This is a genomic window from Flavobacterium sp., from assembly GCF_043773265.1.
Classification (GTDB): Bacteria; Bacteroidota; Bacteroidia; order Flavobacteriales; family Flavobacteriaceae; genus Flavobacterium.
Genome location: NZ_JAYVFH010000240.1, coordinates 1 through 18859, shown reverse-complemented (window position 1 = coordinate 18859; position 18859 = coordinate 1). Strand labels below are relative to the sequence as shown.

Here is an 18859-nt window from a genome sequence, read left to right as displayed (position 1 = left end):
CTTTTAATCGGTAAATACACCATTACTGAAACAATTTCAGGAAATGTTATTTCAAGTACAATGTCTATAATGGACGTAAACTTAGCAAAATTATCAAGTATAGGTAATAGTCTTGTAAGTAATAGATGTTATTTTGTATATAGTGATCCTAATTTATGCGATGTTACTGGAACTGTAATATTGTTGAGAGATTTAACAAATATAAATACTTTACTTTACAAATTCTTGCAATCAGAAATTTGGATAGAAAATGATTGTCCATACAAAGGTGATCCAAATGGTATTCCAATTCCAATTCCAACCCAAATGGTAACACTAACAAAAGTAAATTAAATTCAAAAAGCTGTCTCAAAATATTCTTTACTCGAAATTTTAGACAAGTTTATTATAAATTTAAAAAAAATGAGCTCGATATTGTTTCGGGCTCATATTGTTTTAATAATAGGATATTTATCGGGATTTAAAGAAGTATGAAAAACTGCATTTAAAAAAATCGTTTTACTTGGTTCAACAACAATAAAAAAAGCTATATAAGGAAATTTATCAAATGGTAAAAAACGATAATTATTGTCGTGATATTGATAAAAAGGATTTAATTGTAATGCTTTGTATGTTTTTCCAAAGTCTTTTAAAAAATCTAATGCAACTTTTTTACCAGCTTTATAAACATAATATTCAACAGCATCTTCGATATTTTTAGAAGCAATAGGAGAAACAATAATCTTATAATTCATATTTCTTTTTTAAATCAAGAAATAATGTTTCTGCAACTACATATTCATTTTTATCTGAATTTATTTGATTGTCTAATTGTTGTTGTTGCTGTTTTGTTAATTTATATGGTTTATTATTTGGTTCAACTAATGCATCAACATATCCAATAACACGCTCAATAACACTTTGAGGAGCATTTTTTAATTTGCTTGCCAATAAATCAAAAGTTCTATTATTCATATCATTTTTATTTTTTAATTCCTACCTAACATCATCATTCAAAATCAAATCAATATACAAGTTGATTTTGTTTTTCATTTCTTTTCTATGAGCAATAAAGTCTAAAAAACCATGTTCTAACACAAACTCTGCTGTTTGAAATCCTTCGGGTAAATCTTTTCCGGTTGTGTCGCGAACAACTCTTGGTCCAGCAAATCCAATTAATGCTCCAGGTTCAGAAATATTAATATCACCAAGCATAGCATATGAGGCAGTTGTTCCTCCAGTTGTTGGATCAGTACATAAAGAAATATAGGGAATTTTAGCTTCGGCAAGTTGTGCTAGTTTTGCTGAGGTTTTTGCTAATTGCATTAACGAATATGCAGCTTCCATCATTCTTGCTCCACCAGATTTTGAAATCATTACAAATGGAACTCTGTTTTTTATAGAATAATCTATTCCACGAGCAATTTTTTCGCCAACAACTGCGCCCATCGATCCGCCAATAAACGCAAAATCCATACAGCATACTACTAAATCTTTTCCTTTAGATTTTCCAACACCTGTGCGAACAGCATCTTTTAGTTTGGTTTTTTCCATGACGTCTTTCAATCTGTCGGCATACTTTTTAGTATCAACAAATCCCAACGGATCTTTAGAAGTCATTTTGGCATCCAATTCTTTGAACTCATTGTTGTCAAACAATATTTCAAAATATTCTTTGCTTCCAATTCTAACATGAAAATCATCTTCTGGACTTACCCAAAGATTTCTTTCTAGCTCATCGGCATCAACTATTTTTCCTGTTGGAGACTTATACCAAAGTCCTTTTGGAACGTCTTTTTTGTCTTCTGTTGCGGTTGTAATACCTTTTTCTGTTCTTTTAAACCAAGCCATTCTTTTTTGTTTAAGGTTAATAAGTTTAAAGTTTCAGGTTGTTAGTTTTTTAACTTGAAACCTAAAACTTGAAACAAATTTTACAATGTGTTCACATTATTCAAGTCAGCAAATGCTTGCTCTAATCTTGTGTTAAAGGTAACTTCTCCTTCACGAATCCATTTTCTTGGATCATAATGTTTTTTATTTGGTGAATCAGCACCTTCTGGACTTCCAATTTGTGTTTTTAGATAATCGATATTTTTTACCATATAATCACGAATTCCTTCTGTAAAAGCAAATTGTAAATCGGTATCAATATTCATTTTTATCACACCATATCCAATTGCTTCTCTAATTTCTTCTAGTGTTGAGCCAGAGCCACCATGAAAAACAAAATCTACAGGATTTGGTCCAGTATTAAATTTATTTTGAACATAATCTTGAGAGTTTTTTAAGATTTTTGGAGTCAATTTTACATTTCCTGGTTTGTAAACACCATGAACGTTTCCAAAAGCTGCAGCAATTGTAAATCTTGGAGATATTTTTAATAATTCTTCGTAGGCATATGCAACTTCATCTGGCTGTGTGTAAAGTTTTGAACTATCAACATCGCTATTATCAACGCCATCTTCTTCGCCACCAGTAATTCCTAATTCTATTTCTAAAGTCATTCCCATTTTACTCATTCGAGCCAAATAGGTTTTACAAATTTCGATATTTTCTTCTATTGGTTCTTCAGATAAATCTATCATATGAGAAGAATATAATGGTTTTCCTGTTTCTGCAAAATGTTTTTCAGATGCATCTAGCAAACCATCTATCCATGGCAATAATTTTTTTGCACAATGATCAGTATGAAGAATTACAGTTGCGCCATAAGCTTCGGCAAGAGTATGAATGTGTTTTGCACCAGCTATTCCGCCAGCGATTGCTGCTTTTTCACCAGCATTAGAAAGTCCTTTTCCTGCATTAAATTGTGCTCCACCATTAGAAAACTGAATAATTACTGGAGCATTTAACTTGGCTGCGGTTTCTATAACACCATTTATTGTGCTAGAACCAATTACGTTTACTGCTGGTAATGCAAATCCCTTTTCTTTGGCATAACTGAAAATTGCTTGAACTTCATCTCCAGTTGCAACTCCAGGTTTAATGTTATGTGACATTGTGTAGTTGTGTTTTTAGTTAATTCCGTCTCGAAGTTTCGAGATTGGGATACAAAAATACTAATTTCTAAAATTAGAAAGGATAATTTATTCCAATATTTAATACAGATTTTGATAAATTGAGTTCTCTAAACCATCTTTCATTTTCAATTTTTGCAGGATTATAGGTTTTAAATGCCAAATCGCCTCTAACAATAAATAAACCAAAATCATATCGCAAACCAAAACCTGTACCTAACGCAACAGTTTCTAAAGATTTTATTCCGTTAAACTGATAAGATTTATCTGTTACATTGTCTAATACATTCCAAATATTTCCTAAATCGACAAATAATGCACCATTAAAGTTCCCTAAAATGTTAAACCTTAGCTCTGAATTTAAACTAATTTTCATGTTGGCTTCGTTAAAATCATTAATTCCGCCACTACTTCCTGGACCAAGTGAATAGGGTTGCCATGCTCTAATATCGTTTGTTCCTCCAGCAAAATAACTTCGAGAAAACGGAATGCTGTTAGAGTTTCCATAAGGAATTGCAATACCAAAGAAACCTCTAAAAGCTAAAACTTTTTTTCTGTTTAAATCAAAATGTTTAATATATTCAAATTCGGATTTTATATACTGAGAAAATTCTACATCAAAAATGGTATTGGCTCCATTTTGGTTTTTTAATTGTTTTGAAGCATTTGCAAGAATAGAAAGTAAATTTCCTGCAGATTCTAGTTTAGTTTTAATAGCATAAAAACTATTGTCTACTAAATCTTTTTTGGAAGTTTTTGAAAAACTAAAACTTGTTGCAAAGATTAAATTGTCTTCAACTAATCTTTTATATCGTTCAGATATACTTAAAACCGATTTGAAATTAGGATCAGCTTGTATTAATGCTGTTTGAAAACTAAGTACATCATTTATAAATCCCAAAGAACCAGTTTGTGTTAAATTTCCATCAGAATTTACATTATTAGGATCTTGATTATAAATTGCTGCTATTTCATTTAGCTTGTTATAAGAAGTTTTATAAACATTAAAATAGTTGCCAATATTTAAATTCTTTACAAACTGAATGTTGAATAAATCAAAACGAGCTGTTGTGTTTTTTCTTGGTGTCCAATTATAAGTTAGTGAGCTTGTAAAATTTTGTTTGTCTAATCCAATATTTCTTTGTTTGGCAATACCTACACTTAATGATGTAGATGGAATCATGCTTTTAGGGATAATTTTATCAGTATTTATAGGAAATAAAACTCTTGGAAAATTTAACTTAGAGTCAATACCAATTTCTGATATATTGAAAAAATTATTGTTTGGATTTGCCAAATCTCGTGATGAACCAACATTTCCTCTAAAACCAATATCAAATGTTTCGGCACCATTAAAAACATTTCTAATTCCTAAAGATACGTTTCCAGAAATTCCAAAATCTTGAATGTTAGAATGTGTAAAATCGATTGATGGATTAAAAGTATATTTTTTTCTTGGAATTAAATAAACATTAGCGATTAATCCGTTTTCTGCCTCTGGATCTACTGAATATTGAATTGACGGATAATTAAAAACCCTAAGATTACTAAGGTATTTAGAAGTTAATGTGGTTTTATTGTCAGAATAAATACTTCCTGGAGTTATAAATATTGCATCGGAAATAGCTTTCGGTTTATATTTTAATTTATTCTCACTGTAAAAATAAAATCCATTATAATTTACACTATCTTTTATTTTTAATTTGTTTTTAGTAATTGATAAATCTGTAAAAATATTGACTTTACTAATTTTATAAATCTTAAAATCTTGAGTTCTAGAAGTGTCATTTTGAACAATATTTTGGTTTTTAATAATTAATTCAACATTAACTTTCTTACCAGTGTTTATTGTATCTAAATTATATTCTATATAACTTTGTTGAAAGAAAAACACACCATTGTTTCTAAATTCAGACGTTATTCTGTTTCTTTCATTGTTTAAATCTTCGGTTGTATATTGATTTTTTACCTTAATATATGAATTTTCTTTTTTTAGTTGATACAAAGAATCTAAGGCAACGGTTGCAATTTTTGTATGTAAACTATCTATATTATATCCACTTCCTTTTTTTATAATATATTCTAGACCAACTTTTTTAATTTTAGAAGAATCTGCTTTATAAGTTGTTGTTACATCAAAAAAACCTTTGTTGTAATAATAAGATTTCAATCTGTTTAATGATTTTTTTGTACTGTTTGTATCTAAAATAACTGGTGCTTCGCCAGTTTTTTTTAAAAAATTGTGTATTCCTTCATAAAAAAAAGAATGTCCAAGTCGGTTTACTTGTTTTTTTGAAAGCAATTTTGCTTTTCGATAATATTTTGCTGGATTTTTTCTAAATTTTGCCTTGTATGAAGAATCGGTATTTTTCTTTGCCAAATTAAATAAGTTCAATCTAAGTTTATATCCCAAAATAGAACTGTTGGGTTTTTGATATAATTGATTGAAAACATTGTCGTCTTTAATAGATTTTTCGTCTACAGAAATCTCATTTTTTATTAATAATCTTTTATTGCGAGGAACTCTTTTGGTAGTATCGCAACTTACAATAATTAGTGTAGTTAAAATAATAAGTGATATTTTTGTAAAGAGATTTTTCAAAAGCAATAAATTTAATTCAAAAATACATTATTTATGGTTAGTAAAAACCAAATAAAACTAATTACAAGCTTACAACAAAAAAAATACAGACAAATTCATCAGTTATTTATTGCCGAAGGTGTAAAGGTAATTCAAGAATTGCTTTTATCAAATTTTATATTAGAACATTTGTATGTAACTGAAAATTTATTTGATTCAATTTCAAATGAAAACAAGAGTATAATTAGTAATGATGAGTTAAAAAAAATGAGTTGTTTGAATACTGCCAATAATTGTTTGGCATTGTTTAAAATTCCATTAGATAAAAAAAATAGCTCTTCAGAATTAATTGTTGCACTTGATGGTGTTAGTGACCCAGGAAATCTTGGAACAATAATTAGATTGTGTGATTGGTTTGGAATTTCTCAAATAATATGTTCAGAAAACTCGGTTGATGTCTATAATCCTAAAGTTGTTCAGGCAACAATGGGTTCGATTTCTAGAGTAAATGTAAGTTATTTAAATCTTGAAGATTATATTTCTGCAACAAAGCTTCCTGTTTTTGGAACTTTTATGGATGGAATTAATGTTTATAAAGAAAAACTTCCAAAAACAGGAATTCTAGTTTTAGGAAACGAAGCCAACGGAATTTCTAAAGAAATAGAAAATCTAATAAAAATAAGATTAGCAATACCAAGATTTGGAGAATTACAAAAAACTGAAAGTTTGAATGTTGCCAGTGCTACAGCAATTTTTTTAAGCGAATTTAAAAGAAACTAACTTTTAATGAAAAGTAAAGTTAATAAAAACAGCTCTAGTTTTTAATGCATCGATATTTCCTGTCCATTCACTATTTGGATCGTTATCTCTTATCAACTCGTCGCCCAAACCAAAAACACCACGAATAGAAGGAGAAAACTTGAAATATTCTAAATAAAAATCAACTCCAAAACCAACTTCATAATTTTTTGTCCAAGGTTTTACTCTAAATCTTTGTTGAAGATTATCGTCTTTTGATTTAGAATTACTTGATAAATTCAATGTTGCAGATGCTCCACCAACTATAAAAGGACGATAATTTCCTATTCTTTTAGATGAAAATTTTACTAAAAGCGGAAAATGAATATAGGTTGATTTTACTTCTCTAAGTGCATCAAGTGTAGTTGTAAACTGCGAATAGGTTAAATTTCTTTGAGTATAATATAATCCTGGTTCAAATCTTAAATCTATGTATTCGTGAAGTCGCAAGTTCCCTACTAAACCAACATTAAAACCAGTAACACTTTTTACTGCTATATCAACATCTGGTGTGTTTTTATAATCTATTTTAAAATCATAGGCATTGAATCCTAAAAAATAACCCCAATGTACTTTTTGTTTATCAAAATTCTCTAAATTTATTATAGGATCTTTTCCAAACATTCCTTTAAATTGGGCTTGTCCTTGAAGTGTTATAAAAAATAGTAAAATATAAAGACTCTTTTTCATGTTATTTTTTTGATGCTGAATAGATAGTTGCAACTCCAAATGTTTGAGGCATTGCTACAACATCTATAAACCCAATTTTTCGTAAAATATTGTTTAACTCTTCTCCATAAGGAAAAACCGATGCCGATTCTGATAAATATCCGTAAGCAACATTGTCTTTAGAAAAAAGTTTTCCAATTATAGGTAAAATGTTTTTTGTATAAAATTTGTAACCTTGTTTATAAGGTGTTTTCTCTGGAATAGAAGTTTCTAGAACAACAAAAATTCCGTTTGGTTTTAAAACTCTTAAAATTTCGGCAAGACCTTTTTCTAGTGTTTCAAAATTTCTAATTCCAAATGAAACAGTTATAGCATCAAAATAATTGTCTTCAAATGACATTTTCTCGCTGTCGCCAACTATCATTTCTATAACATTGTCGAGTTTTTTGTCTATTATTTTATTTTTTCCAACCTCAAGCATTCCTTCAGAGATATCTAATCCAATAATTTTTTTGGCAGATGTTTGTGTCATTAATATTGCCAAATCTCCAGTTCCTGTAGCAATATCAAGAATGTTTGTTGGATTTTTTGCAGCCACAAGTTGTACTACTTTTTTGCGCCATTTAACATCAATTCCAAATGAAATTACGCGATTTAATCCGTCGTAATTTCCAGAAATAGCATCAAACATTTGAGTAACTTGTTCTTTTTTTCCTAAAGTTGAATCTTTATATGGTGTAACGTTTTTAGACATTTAATTGGTGCAATTTTTTAGTAAATGCAAAAGTACAAATAATAAAAGCCAAATTACAATTTGTAAAGCATTAGAGATAAATTTATGAATTACTTTTTTATGTAAGTTTCAAATGTGTAATCATATTTGTGTTTTTCATCTTTTTTATGACTTTCTTCCAGTATTAATTTCCATTTTTCAGGGTCAATTTCAGTGAAAAAAGTATCAGCTTCAAAGGACGAATGAACTCTTGTAAGCTCAATTTTATCAGCAATATCTATAGATTGTTTATAAATTTCTCCGCCACCAATTATAAATACAGCTTCGTTTTTTGGAGCTAATTCTAGAGCGTTTTCAAGATTACTTGCAATAATACAATCAGGAAAAGTATAATTTTTTTGACGTGTAATAATAATGTGAGTTCTGTTGGGTAAAGGTTTTGGGAAACTTTCAAAAGTTTTTCTTCCCATAATAATATAATGTCCAGATGTTATGGCTTTAAATCTTTTAAAATCATGTGGTAAATGCCATAAAAGTTTATTTTCTTTACCTAGAGCATTGTTTTCTGAAGCAGCAGCAATTAGAATTATCATTATTTTTTATTCTCGATTTCGTTTTTTAATTGTTCAATTTTTTTCTCTTGCATTGTCATTAATCTATTTATTTGCTCTTGTTCCCATCTTTTATTCATAAAACTATCTGTAATAAATACTTTTATAAAATGAAGTATAAAAAAGAATATCCAAATGGTTATTGCCCAAATATACCAATTTCTTGGTTCACCAATATTCATCCATTTATTGGCAATAAAAAGAAAAATACTGCCAAGTAGCAATAAAACAAAATGAAAATAAAGACCTTTTTTTTGCTTTATTCTTTTGCGTGCATATTCATAAATTTCTAACTGTTCACTATTCATATCGACCAAAATTTGTTCTTAAAGGTATGAAATTTAATTAAAAAACAAAATATTGATTTGACTTTTAATTATTAAGAAAACGTTTTCTTAAATCAATAATAAAATTTTAGGCACCAAAAAATACGAATTCAAATATTTATTGTGATGAATTTTATCAAAATAGTAATTCTTTAGTACACTTGTAAATCGTAAAAATATATTTCTTTACTTTGCATTATTAATCTATAAATGAAATAGTTATGTCAATAAAGAAACAATTTATAAAAACAAAACCTGTTTGTAAAGTTACTTTTTCTATAGAAGCTAAAGAAGCACAAACAGCAGCAGTTGTAGGCGATTTTAATAATTGGAACGCAACAGAAGGTGAATTATCAAAATTAAAAAACGGAACATTTAAAGCAGCTTTTGATTTGCCAAAAGACAATTCATTTGAATTTAAATATATTGTCGATGGAAATTATGTCAACGAAAACCAAGCAGATAGTTATCGTTGGAACGAATTTGCAAATTCAGAAAATAGTGTTTTAGAAGTTTAATATTTTTAGAGCTTAATAAAATCCGATTCATTCCCCAATGAGTCTGATTTTTATTTTAATATAACTTTGCAATTTCTTTGTTTACAAATTCTAAAAAATGTTCGTCTTTTTCAGTAAAAGGATCAAGAACATGACTGTCAATATCAATTTGACCAATATTTTTTCCGTCTACAAACAAAGGTACAACTATTTCAGATTTTACTGTAAAACTACACGCAATATAATTGTCTTGTGCAGCAACATCTGGAACAACAAAGTTTTCATTAGACATTGCAACTTGACCACAAATTCCTTTTCCAAACGGAATTACTGTATGATCAGTTTCGGCACCAATATATGGACCAAGATGCAAACTTTTAGTTTCGTGATTGGCAAAATAAAAACCAACCCAATTATAATACGAAACTTCATCATGTAGTAATTGACAAATATCTAGTAATTTTTCATCTACAGTTTTTTCCTGTTTTGATACTATTTTTACAACCTTGGGTTTTAATTCGTCTAAATTCATATTAATTATTTTTTACAAAAGTAATTATTGCAGTTGCTTACTTTTGTATAAATTTGTTAAAAATTAAAAATTGAAAGAATATTTTAAAGAGTTCAAACCATTTTTATTATTTCTGGCTAAGTTTTTTGGAACTTATTTGGTTTTAACATTTGCATATCAAACTTATTTAAGCGAGTTTGATCAAAAAAAATTTGAAGTTGATGGTTTTACTAAAATTGTAGCCCATCAAACTATGCAATTTACAGCTCTTTTTGATTGTGAAGCATATAAAATGCCAAATTTAAAAGAGCCAAGTATAAATCTTTTTTACAAAAAAAAATGGGTTTCTAGAATAATCGAAGGTTGTAATGCTTTGAGTATCATGATACTTTTTGTGAGTTTTGTTTTTGCTTTTACAGGAAAATTAAAACAAACGCTACTTTTTATTGTTTTTGGATGTATAGTTATTCACCTTTTTAATATTATTAGAATAGCATTGTTAGGAATGTCTTTGTATCATTATCCAAAATACCAAGCGATTCTTCATGATGTGTTTTTTCCATTATTTATATATGGAGTTGTTTTTATTTTATGGATTGTTTGGGTTAATAAATTTTCTGATTATGCTAAAAAGTCTTCTTAAAAATAAGCTTCAAATTTTTTTTGCAATTGTAATAATTATACTCTTAGTTTCAATTAGAGCATTTGAAAACAAGTTGTTTTATGATCCTTTTTTAAACTATTTTAAAAGAGATTATACCAATTTAAAACTTCCAAATTTTAATCCAATAAAGTTGTTTTTGAGTTTGGCTTTTAGATTTTACTTAAATACAATGCTTTCTTTGGGATTGTTATATTTGATTTTTAAAGATTTTAAAATAATAAAATTTTCTACTTTTTTGTATGTTTTATTAGGTAGCGTTTTAATAATAAGTTTCTTTTTTACACTTAAATTTTTTGGAGAACAAAATAAAATGACTTTATTTTATATAAGAAGATTTATTATTCAACCTATTTTTTTAATGCTATTTATTCCTGCATTTTATTATCAAAAAAAGGTAAAATAAACTCTTTTTTTTAGTAATATTAATTTTAAAAATGTTAAATTAAAAGACATAAAAATTATCCGTTATGTAATAATTAACATCATTTTCTGTAATAAATTCTATACCTTTGCAGTATGCATTATAAAAAGCACATTTCATTAATCATAGCATTTTTCCTTTTGGTTTCCAATTCGGGATTAGCTTTTAATGTGCATTTTTGTGAAGGTAAAATTGCATCAATATCATCTGTTTTTACTAAAGAAGAAGTATGTGAAACACCTATAAAAGAAGAAAAAACTTGTTGTTATAATCCAAAAACAGAACATAAAAAATGTTGTTCAGATAGAGAAGTAAATCTTAAAGCTAAAACAGAAAAAAGTGTTGTAAATACTATTTCTTTTGATTTAAATTCTTTGTTTTATTATGTTGAATTAGAAACAATTCGATATAATTTAGTCAAATTAATTCAATTTTCTCAAATAATTGAATATTGTTACAACTCTAATGCACCTCCATTTTATAAACTCTATTGTCAATTTACTTTTTACGCATAATTTAATTTTTAGATTTCTTATTTTTTAGATTTTTAACAAATTAAATTTTTTAACAATGAAAAAAATAACATTATTATTGATGTTGTTTGTTACTGCAATTTCTTTTTCGCAAGAGAAACTCGATGAGGTTAAAGTAATAAAAAAGAAAAAAGGATTACAAAAATCACTTACCAACACTTCTAACACAACAGTAGTTTCTAGTTCTGAATTACTCAAAGCAGCGTGTTGTAATTTGGCCGAAAGTTTTGAAACTAATCCATCTATTGATGTAAATTTTGCTGATCCATTAACTGGAACAAAGCAAATAAAAATGTTAGGGTTAACATCGCCATATTTAATGATTACCGAAGAGAACATTCCTTCTGTTCGTGGTGCTTCTCAAGCTTATGGATTATCTTTTACACCTGGAACTTGGGTTGAAAGCATTCAAATTACAAAAGGCGCAGGAAGTGTTGTAAATGGTTACGAAAGCATTTCGGGACAAATTAACACGGAACTTATTAAACCATTAAAAGACATTCCTTTCTTTCTAAATGCATATGGTTCAACTGATTCTCGTTTTGAATTAAACACACATTTCAATAAAAAAATATCTGATGATTGGGCAACAAGTTTATACATTCATGGCAATACAAGAGTTGCTAAAAATGATATGAATGATGATGGTTTTCTTGATAATCCGTTAGGAAAACAAATTAATTTGGTCAATCGTTGGCAATATGCTTGTGCAGAAACTGGTTGGGTTTCATTCATAAATTTTAAATATATGAAAGACGAAAAACAAACAGGCGAAATAGAGTATGATAAAAACAGAGATAAACTTACAACCAATTATTGGGGTTCTGAAATTAATACAGAGCGATTTGATTTTACTTCAAAAGTTGGATATGTTTTTAAAGAAATGCCTTATCAAAGTATTGGTTTTCAAAATGGTTTTAGCAACCACAATCAACAATCTTATTTTGGATTAAATCAATATAATATTAAGCAACAAAGTTATTATTCGAACTTGATTTTTAATTCGATTATAGATAATACAATGAATAAATTTTCGACTGGATTGAATTTTACGTATGATAAATATGCTGAATTTGTAAATTTTTCTGATGTTAGCAGAATAGATAATTCGGCTGGTGCTTTCTTTGAATATACTTTTGACAACAACGATAAATTTAGTTATATATTAGGTGCAAGATTTGATTATCACAATAGGTTAGGAGCATTTTTTACGCCAAGATTGCATGCTAGATACAATCCTTGGAAAAAATCGGTTTTTCGTTTTTCTGCAGGAAGAGGAAAACGAGCAGCCAATATTTATGCTGAAAACCAACAACTTTTTGCAAGTTCAAGATTATTTTCTTTGCTTGATAATAACGGAAAAATTTATGGTTTAAATCCAGAAATTGCTTGGAATTATGGCATGAGTTATACTCAAAATTTTAGTTTGTTTGGAAAATCTGCCGATGTTACTTTAGATTTCTATAGAACCGATTTTCAAAATCAATCTATTGTAGATGTTATGCAAAGTCCACAGCAAGTTTTATTCTACAATTTAAAAGGAAATTCATTTGCCAATAGTTTTCAATTAGATTTTAACATTGAATTAATTAAACACCTCAATTTAAGAACTGCCTACAAGTATTATGACATTGCAACTGATTATCTTTCGGGAAGTTTTCAAAGACCATTGCAAGCCAAGAATCGTTTTTTTGCTAATTTAGAATTTGAAACTCATATTAAAGAAAAAGGAAAACAATGGAAATTTGATTATACCTTTAATTGGCTAGGAAAACAGCAATTGCCTAACACAGCATCAAACCCAGTTAATGATAGATTGCCGACGTTTTCTCCATCGTTTTCGGTAATGAATGCTCAAGTTACAAGAACATTTTCTAGCACTTTTGAAATGTATCTTGGTGCCGAAAATATTGGTAATTATAAACAAGAAAAAGCAATTTTGGGTTCAGATAATCCTTTTGGCTCAACATTTGATACATCAATTGCATATGCGCCAGTTTTTGGACAAATGTTTTATGCTGGTCTGCGATTTAAAATAAAATAAAAATATTAATAATGAGGATTAGATTATTTCGCTCCTCGTAATAAAAAATAAAAATGAAAAATATAATTATAGGAATGATGTTACTTTTAGTGACATTTTCAAGTCAAGCACAAGATATAAAGAATAAAAATGCCAAATATGATATTGAAATAAATGGCAATTGCGAAATGTGTAAAAAACGAATAGAAAAAGCCGCTTATTCTGTAAAAGGAGTAAAAAGTGCCGATTGGAATATTGATGATCATACTTTGCATTTAATAATCAATGAAGAAAAAGCTTCTGTTCTTGATGTAAAAAAAGCAATTGCATCAGTTGGCCACGATTCTGATGAAGTAAAAGCAACCGAAGAACAGTACGCAAAACTTCATGGTTGTTGTATGTATGAAAGAAAATAAAGTTAAAAACTCCTTATAAACTAAAATTATAGGGAGTTTTTGTTTAAAAAAATATTAAATAGTTATTACATCCACAAAATAATAATTACATTCACAGCTTTAAATTTTTACCCATAAATTTTATGACTGATTTCGATTGGAAACAACTTTTTAATCCAGAATTTTATATCTTATTAGAGTTTGGAGGAATAAAGATTGGCTTATACGTAGTTTTATTTATTGTCTTTGCCGAAACTGGACTTTTAGCTGGCTTTTTCTTACCAGGAGATAGTTTGTTGTTTTTGTGTGGAATTTTTAGTGAAACTTTAATGCGAGATTTTTCAACAGGAAATAGCTTTGTAAATGTCACTTTTCTTGCGGCATTAGTTTCAATAATGGGAATTCTTGGAAACATGGTTGGATATTGGTTTGGTGCCAAAAGCGGAAGTTATTTATTTAAAAAAGAAGACAGTCTTTTCTTTAAAAAGAAATATTTATATCAGTCCAAAGATTTTTTTGATAAATATGGAAGTAAAGCAATCGTTTTTGCTCGTTTTTTACCAATAGTAAGAACTTTTGCACCAGTAATTGCAGGTATTGTAGAAATGGACAAAAAGAAATTTATGTTTTTTAATATATTGGGTTCATTACTTTGGTCTTTCACAATGATTTTTTCTGGACATTATTTATATGAATTGTTTTTAAACCAATTTAATATTGATTTAAAACATTATATAGAATATATTGTAATTGGAATTATACTTGTTACAACATTGCCAGTTTTATGGAAATTGTTTAAGAAAAGAGTTCATCTTGATGATTAATTTATAGTAATTGTTTTTACTTCAGAAATTAATTTTCCTTCGCTAGAAATTCCTTCAACTACAATTTTAATGCTTTTTTGATTGAGATTAGGTATTGTAAATTGAAATTCACCTCTTTCATTAGTATTAATATTTGGCACCCAAAAAATTGTTCCAAATCGTTTAAAACTTTCATCAAATGCATTTGCATACTTTGGGTTTTTATAACTAATATTTGGTTGAAATCCGTTTTTAATATAGTATGGTTTTGATTTTATTTTAATATTACTAACGCTGTTAGCAACTGGTTTACTAAAAATTCTAATTATTCCGTTAGAGCCATTAATTCCTCCACCAAATCCAGTTTTGTTTATATAAATTTCGTCAACAGTATTTAGATTCATGTTTTTCAAGATGTTAAATTGATCTGCAGGAATAGGAAAATCATCTAGATATACTGTTGGACTATTGCTTCCTCCAAAAGATGTAGAATAGGTTCGAGTTATAAATACATCACTGCCAGATTCGGTTACATTAAAACCGTGAGATCTAATAAAAGACAATACATCTCTAAAAGTACCTGCAAGATCATCTGTAATTTTATAACCTTTTATAGAAGAATTTTTAAACTTAGTCGTCTTAGACAAATCATCTTTTTTCTTTTGCGCTTCTATTGCAACTTCGTCTAGCAAAACAACATTGTCGATTTTTGGAAAAACAAAATCATCCGATTTTATGATGTTGTTATCAGCACATTTTTTTGTTTTTGGAATAAATGGTTTATAGAATTTTTTGTTGTTATTCAATACATTACAGTATATATTCAATTCTTTTGCTTTTGCTTTTTTGTCTAATAATGTAAAATGAACAGAAGTTGAGTCGATGGCTAAAACGTTTTCTAATTTGAATTCGTTTTTAGCATTCAATTTTACATTTTCATTAAGTCCTAAAGCCAAGGAATTAATAGTTATTGTGTAGTTTTCATCAGTGTTTTGTATATTATTATTTACAGTTCCGCTAAGAATTAAACCATTGTCAAATTCATATTTTTTTTCTGGTGAAAGCTTTAAAACTATTTTATCCAACTCATATTTAGAAGTTTGAGTAATTAGTAAATTGTCAAGTTCTGAATGTTTTGCTTTAGAAAAATTGGTTAAATAATAGTTTAAGTTTTTGGTTGAATTGGTAAGATAATTGTCAAATAATAATGAGCTGTAAATAGATTTTGTTGGTTCAGAATAGTCATTGTCTGGAAGTATAGAAACACTTATGTTTCCCATTAATAAACTTGTTCTACCTGATATTATTATGGAGTCATTTTTAACTGAATTTGATAAGGCATCGATTTTATTTTGTTCAAGTATTGGATTAAAAATAATTCTTTCATTTACTTTTTTACCTTCAGAATTTATAACGTTTAAGACAATCAAACCTTCAATCAATTTGTCATTTACAATCGCAATAGATTTTTGACTTTCACCATCTTTAAAAGTGAACGGAATTGAAGATGAAACTTCGTTATGTTGAATAACCAATGAGTGCGTTTTGTTTTTTAATGATTCAATACTTGTTGCGTTGGTTTTTATACTTATTAATGTTTTGCCACTTACAGAATAATTGTTTACGGATAGTGACATTCCATCTAAAGTTGGTTTTGGCAAAGCTTTTTCAATTTTATTGTCGTTAAATTTTAAAACAACTTTATATGTTTCATTTTTTTCTGGATTCAAACTAATTCTTCCATAACCATTAATATCTGTAGAAAAAATTGTAATTGAAGTTCCTTTAGAATCAAATACTTCGATGTCTTTAAAGGATAATCCATTAGAATTACAATCAGAAATTTTTACTGCAATAACATTTAAAATTCCCTCAAGAAAAACACCGCTTTCCGGATAAAACTCCATGTCTAGAGTAGTATAATTTATTTTTTTATCTTCAATAAAGTTGCCTTCATTTGGATTTACAATATTAATTTCAAAAACAGACGATTCGTCTTCAGAGAAATTATTCATATAATTGGTATAAACTTGAATATAATATTTTCCTGTTTTATAAGAATCGTTGAGTTTTATTGTTCCGTCAAACACACTATTTTCTGAATAATGAAGTTTTGTTTCGATTTTATTTCCGTTTTCATCAATCAAACTTACATAAACATTAGATGTTGTAAAAAATGGCACTTTAATTTTCTTCTCTATAATATAACCTTTAAACCAAATATCTTCTGTGGTTAAATAAGTGTTTTTGTTTAAATGAAGATGTATGTTTTCTCTTTCTAATTTAAAATATTCAGCTAATTTAGTTTGAACATCATCAGTTGAAGTTGTTGAAGTTTGTGAGAAAATAGTATTAAAAAACACTATTGTGAGAAGGAAAGAAAATGTTATTTTTGACATATCTATAAGTTTTTTCTGGTACTAATATATAAAAAAATACGTGTTGTAAAAACTTACAACACGTATTTTATTTTTTATTAGAATTTTTTTTACATCATTCCAGGCATTCCGCCACCCATTGGCATACCGCCAGTAGATTCTTCTTTTATTTCTATTAAAGCACATTCTGTAGTTAGAATCATTCCTGCAACAGAAGCTGCATTTTCTAATGCAACACGAGTTACTTTTTTAGGGTCAATAATTCCTGCTTTTAGCATGTCAACATATTCGTCAGTTTTAGCATTATAACCAAAATCTCCTTTACCTTCGGATACTTTTGCAACTACAACAGAACCTTCTAAACCTGCATTTTCTACAATAGTTCTTAAAGGCGATTCAACAGCTTTAAAAACTATTTGTATTCCAGTAGCTTCGTCAGCATTGTCAGCTTTAATGGTTGATAAAGCCGCTTTTGCTCTTAACAATGCAACGCCACCACCGGCTACAATTCCTTCTTCTACAGCTGCACGAGTTGCATGTAGCGCATCGTCAACTCTATCTTTTTTCTCTTTCATTTCTACTTCAGAAGCAGCGCCAACATAAAGAACAGCAACTCCACCAGCTAATTTTGCCAATCGTTCTTGCAATTTTTCTTTATCATAATCAGAAGTCGTTGTTTCCATTTGACTTTTAATTTGGTTTACTCTGTTTTTTATTAAATCTGCATTTCCAGCACCATTTACAATAGTTGTATTGTCTTTGTCGATGGTTATTTTTTCTGCAGTTCCAAGCATTTCTAAAGTTGCATTTTCTAGTGTGTAACCACTTTCTTCAGCAATTACAGTTCCACCAGTTAATATTGCTATGTCTTCAAGCATTGCTTTTCTTCTATCGCCAAATCCTGGAGCTTTTACTGCGGCGATTTTTAATGCACCACGAAGCTTGTTTACAACTAAAGTTGATAAAGCTTCACCATCAACATCTTCAGCAATAATTAATAATGGTTTGCCTGATTGTGCAACTGGTTCTAAAACTGGAAGTAATTCTTTTAGTGAAGATACTTTTTTATCGTATAAAAGAATGTATGGATTTTCCAATTCAATATTCATTTTTTCGGGATTTGTAACAAAATATGGAGATAAATATCCTCTATCAAATTGCATTCCTTCTACAACATCAACATAAGTTTCTGTTCCTTTGGCTTCTTCTACAGTGATTACACCTTCTTTACCAACTTTTCCGAAAGCTGTGGCTATTAATTCGCCAATAACTTCATCGTTATTTGCAGAAATTGAAGCAATTTGTTTTATTTTTTCAGAATCGCTACCAACCACTTTAGCTTGTTTGCCCAAATCAGCAACAATAGCTTCAACTGCTTTGTCAATTCCACGTTTTAAATCCATTGGATTTGCTCCTGCTGCAACGTTTTTTAAACCTTCTTTTACAATTGCTTGTGCTAGAACGGTTGCAGTTGTTGTTCCGTCTCCAGCTAAATCATTGGTTTTAGAAGCAACTTCTTTTACCATTTGTGCACCCATATTTTCTAATGGATCTTTTAATTCTATTTCTTTTGCAACCGTAACACCATCTTTTGTAACTGTTGGTCCACCAAATGATTTTCCAATAATTACATTACGACCTTTTGGTCCAAGAGTTACTTTTACAGCATTTGCCAATGCGTCAACACCACGTTTTAAACCGTCACGTGCTTCTATATCGAATTTTATATCTTTTGCCATTTTAAATGTTTATTTGTGTGTTTGTTAATTCGTTTATTTGATTTAAATAATAGCAAGAATATCTTCTTCGCGCATAATCAAATAATCTTTTCCTTCGTATTTCAATTCGGTTCCAGCATATTTACCATAAAGTACGGTATCTCCAATTTTAACGGACATCGGTTCGTCCTTTTTTCCATTG

Annotated in this window: 21 protein-coding genes and 1 pseudogene; 9 read left to right on the top strand and 13 right to left on the bottom strand. The window is 28.5% G+C overall.

Annotated features, from left to right (window positions below):
- A partial coding sequence (locus ACH2BO_RS12950; protein ID WP_395045151.1) for a hypothetical protein occupies positions 1-333 on the top strand: 333 nt, incomplete at its 5' end.
- Positions 334-425: 92 nt separating this feature from the next.
- Here ACH2BO_RS12950 and ACH2BO_RS12945 read toward each other — a convergent pair.
- The 5 genes from ACH2BO_RS12945 to ACH2BO_RS12925 all read right to left on the bottom strand — a co-directional run bounded on the left by ACH2BO_RS12945 (position 426) and on the right by ACH2BO_RS12925 (position 5598).
- The gene (locus ACH2BO_RS12945; protein ID WP_395045150.1) at positions 426-734 is read right to left on the bottom strand and encodes a type II toxin-antitoxin system RelE/ParE family toxin; all 309 of its coding nucleotides are present in this window, start codon (positions 732-734) and stop codon (positions 426-428) included.
- Positions 724-954: a hypothetical protein gene (locus ACH2BO_RS12940; RefSeq protein WP_395045149.1), complete on the bottom strand. Its 231-nt coding sequence runs from the start codon at positions 952-954 to the stop codon at positions 724-726. Before ACH2BO_RS12940 ends, ACH2BO_RS12945 begins: the two co-directional genes overlap by 11 nt.
- 21 nt (positions 955-975) lie before the next feature.
- Positions 976-1830 carry an acetyl-CoA carboxylase, carboxyltransferase subunit beta gene (gene accD / locus ACH2BO_RS12935; RefSeq protein WP_395045148.1) on the bottom strand — a complete coding sequence of 285 codons (855 nt, stop codon included), beginning with the start codon at positions 1828-1830 and terminating at the stop codon, positions 976-978.
- Between the two features lie 80 nt (positions 1831-1910).
- Positions 1911-2978, bottom strand: coding sequence for a class II fructose-bisphosphate aldolase (fbaA, locus tag ACH2BO_RS12930; protein WP_395045147.1), 1068 nt, complete (start codon positions 2976-2978; stop codon positions 1911-1913).
- A gap of 73 nt (positions 2979-3051) precedes the next feature.
- A complete protein-coding gene (locus ACH2BO_RS12925) occupies positions 3052-5598 on the bottom strand; it encodes a BamA/TamA family outer membrane protein (protein WP_395045146.1) in 2547 nt (848 codons plus the stop codon).
- 33 nt (positions 5599-5631) lie between these two features.
- Between ACH2BO_RS12925 and ACH2BO_RS12920 the strand changes: the two genes are divergently transcribed.
- Positions 5632-6357, top strand: a complete 726-nt coding sequence (locus ACH2BO_RS12920; protein ID WP_395045145.1) for a TrmH family RNA methyltransferase — start codon at positions 5632-5634, stop codon at positions 6355-6357.
- A gap of 3 nt (positions 6358-6360) precedes the next feature.
- On the opposite strand, the gene ACH2BO_RS12915 is transcribed toward ACH2BO_RS12920, so the two are convergent.
- The 4 genes from ACH2BO_RS12915 to ACH2BO_RS12900 form a co-directional block, all read right to left on the bottom strand.
- Complete coding sequence (locus ACH2BO_RS12915; protein ID WP_395045144.1) at positions 6361-7065, bottom strand: porin family protein; 705 nt, start codon at positions 7063-7065, stop codon at positions 6361-6363.
- Position 7066: 1 nt separating this feature from the next.
- Entirely contained in the window at positions 7067-7798 is a 732-nt protein-coding gene (gene ubiE, locus ACH2BO_RS12910; RefSeq protein WP_395045143.1) for a bifunctional demethylmenaquinone methyltransferase/2-methoxy-6-polyprenyl-1,4-benzoquinol methylase UbiE, read from the bottom strand.
- Positions 7799-7887: 89 nt separating this feature from the next.
- Positions 7888-8370: a dihydrofolate reductase gene (locus tag ACH2BO_RS12905; protein WP_395045142.1), complete on the bottom strand. Its 483-nt coding sequence runs from the start codon at positions 8368-8370 to the stop codon at positions 7888-7890.
- Complete coding sequence (locus ACH2BO_RS12900; protein WP_395045141.1) at positions 8370-8696, bottom strand: 2TM domain-containing protein; 327 nt, start codon at positions 8694-8696, stop codon at positions 8370-8372. The genes ACH2BO_RS12905 and ACH2BO_RS12900 overlap by 1 nt, the downstream gene beginning before the upstream one ends.
- 239 nt (positions 8697-8935) lie before the next feature.
- Between ACH2BO_RS12900 and ACH2BO_RS12895 the strand changes: the two genes are divergently transcribed.
- On the top strand, positions 8936-9232 hold the full coding sequence (locus tag ACH2BO_RS12895; RefSeq protein WP_395045140.1) for an isoamylase early set domain-containing protein: 297 nt from the start codon (positions 8936-8938) through the stop codon (positions 9230-9232).
- Positions 9233-9287: 55 nt separating this feature from the next.
- Here ACH2BO_RS12895 and ACH2BO_RS12890 read toward each other — a convergent pair whose 3' ends face one another.
- Positions 9288-9743: a GAF domain-containing protein gene (locus tag ACH2BO_RS12890; RefSeq protein WP_395045139.1), complete on the bottom strand. Its 456-nt coding sequence runs from the start codon at positions 9741-9743 to the stop codon at positions 9288-9290.
- Positions 9744-9813: 70 nt separating this feature from the next.
- Between ACH2BO_RS12890 and xrtF the strand changes: the two genes are divergently transcribed.
- From xrtF to ACH2BO_RS12860, 6 genes are all read left to right on the top strand, one after another.
- The gene (gene xrtF, locus ACH2BO_RS12885; protein ID WP_395045138.1) at positions 9814-10365 is read left to right on the top strand and encodes an exosortase family protein XrtF; all 552 of its coding nucleotides are present in this window, start codon (positions 9814-9816) and stop codon (positions 10363-10365) included.
- Positions 10268-10789 carry an exosortase F system-associated protein gene (locus ACH2BO_RS12880; protein WP_395045137.1) on the top strand — a complete coding sequence of 174 codons (522 nt, stop codon included), beginning with the start codon at positions 10268-10270 and terminating at the stop codon, positions 10787-10789. The genes xrtF and ACH2BO_RS12880 overlap by 98 nt, the downstream gene beginning before the upstream one ends.
- A gap of 113 nt (positions 10790-10902) precedes the next feature.
- On the top strand, positions 10903-11322 hold the full coding sequence (locus tag ACH2BO_RS12875; protein WP_395045136.1) for a hypothetical protein: 420 nt from the start codon (positions 10903-10905) through the stop codon (positions 11320-11322).
- 55 nt (positions 11323-11377) lie between these two features.
- Entirely contained in the window at positions 11378-13384 is a 2007-nt protein-coding gene (locus ACH2BO_RS12870; RefSeq protein WP_395045135.1) for a TonB-dependent receptor plug domain-containing protein, read from the top strand.
- Between the two features lie 53 nt (positions 13385-13437).
- Positions 13438-13779 carry a heavy-metal-associated domain-containing protein gene (locus ACH2BO_RS12865; RefSeq protein WP_395045134.1) on the top strand — a complete coding sequence of 114 codons (342 nt, stop codon included), beginning with the start codon at positions 13438-13440 and terminating at the stop codon, positions 13777-13779.
- 122 nt (positions 13780-13901) lie between these two features.
- On the top strand, positions 13902-14582 hold the full coding sequence (locus ACH2BO_RS12860) for a DedA family protein (protein WP_395045133.1): 681 nt from the start codon (positions 13902-13904) through the stop codon (positions 14580-14582).
- On the opposite strand, the gene ACH2BO_RS12855 is transcribed toward ACH2BO_RS12860, so the two are convergent.
- The 3 genes and pseudogenes from ACH2BO_RS12855 to ACH2BO_RS12845 all read right to left on the bottom strand — a co-directional run.
- Positions 14579-16960, bottom strand: a complete 2382-nt coding sequence (locus tag ACH2BO_RS12855; protein WP_395045132.1) for a hypothetical protein — start codon at positions 16958-16960, stop codon at positions 14579-14581. The two genes, ACH2BO_RS12860 and ACH2BO_RS12855, sit on opposite strands and share 4 nt — an antisense overlap.
- An 89-nt stretch (positions 16961-17049) precedes the next feature.
- The gene (gene groL, locus ACH2BO_RS12850; protein WP_395045131.1) at positions 17050-18678 is read right to left on the bottom strand and encodes a chaperonin GroEL; all 1629 of its coding nucleotides are present in this window, start codon (positions 18676-18678) and stop codon (positions 17050-17052) included.
- Positions 18679-18720: 42 nt separating this feature from the next.
- A pseudogene (locus ACH2BO_RS12845) lies at positions 18721-18859 on the bottom strand (co-chaperone GroES); the annotation flags it as partial.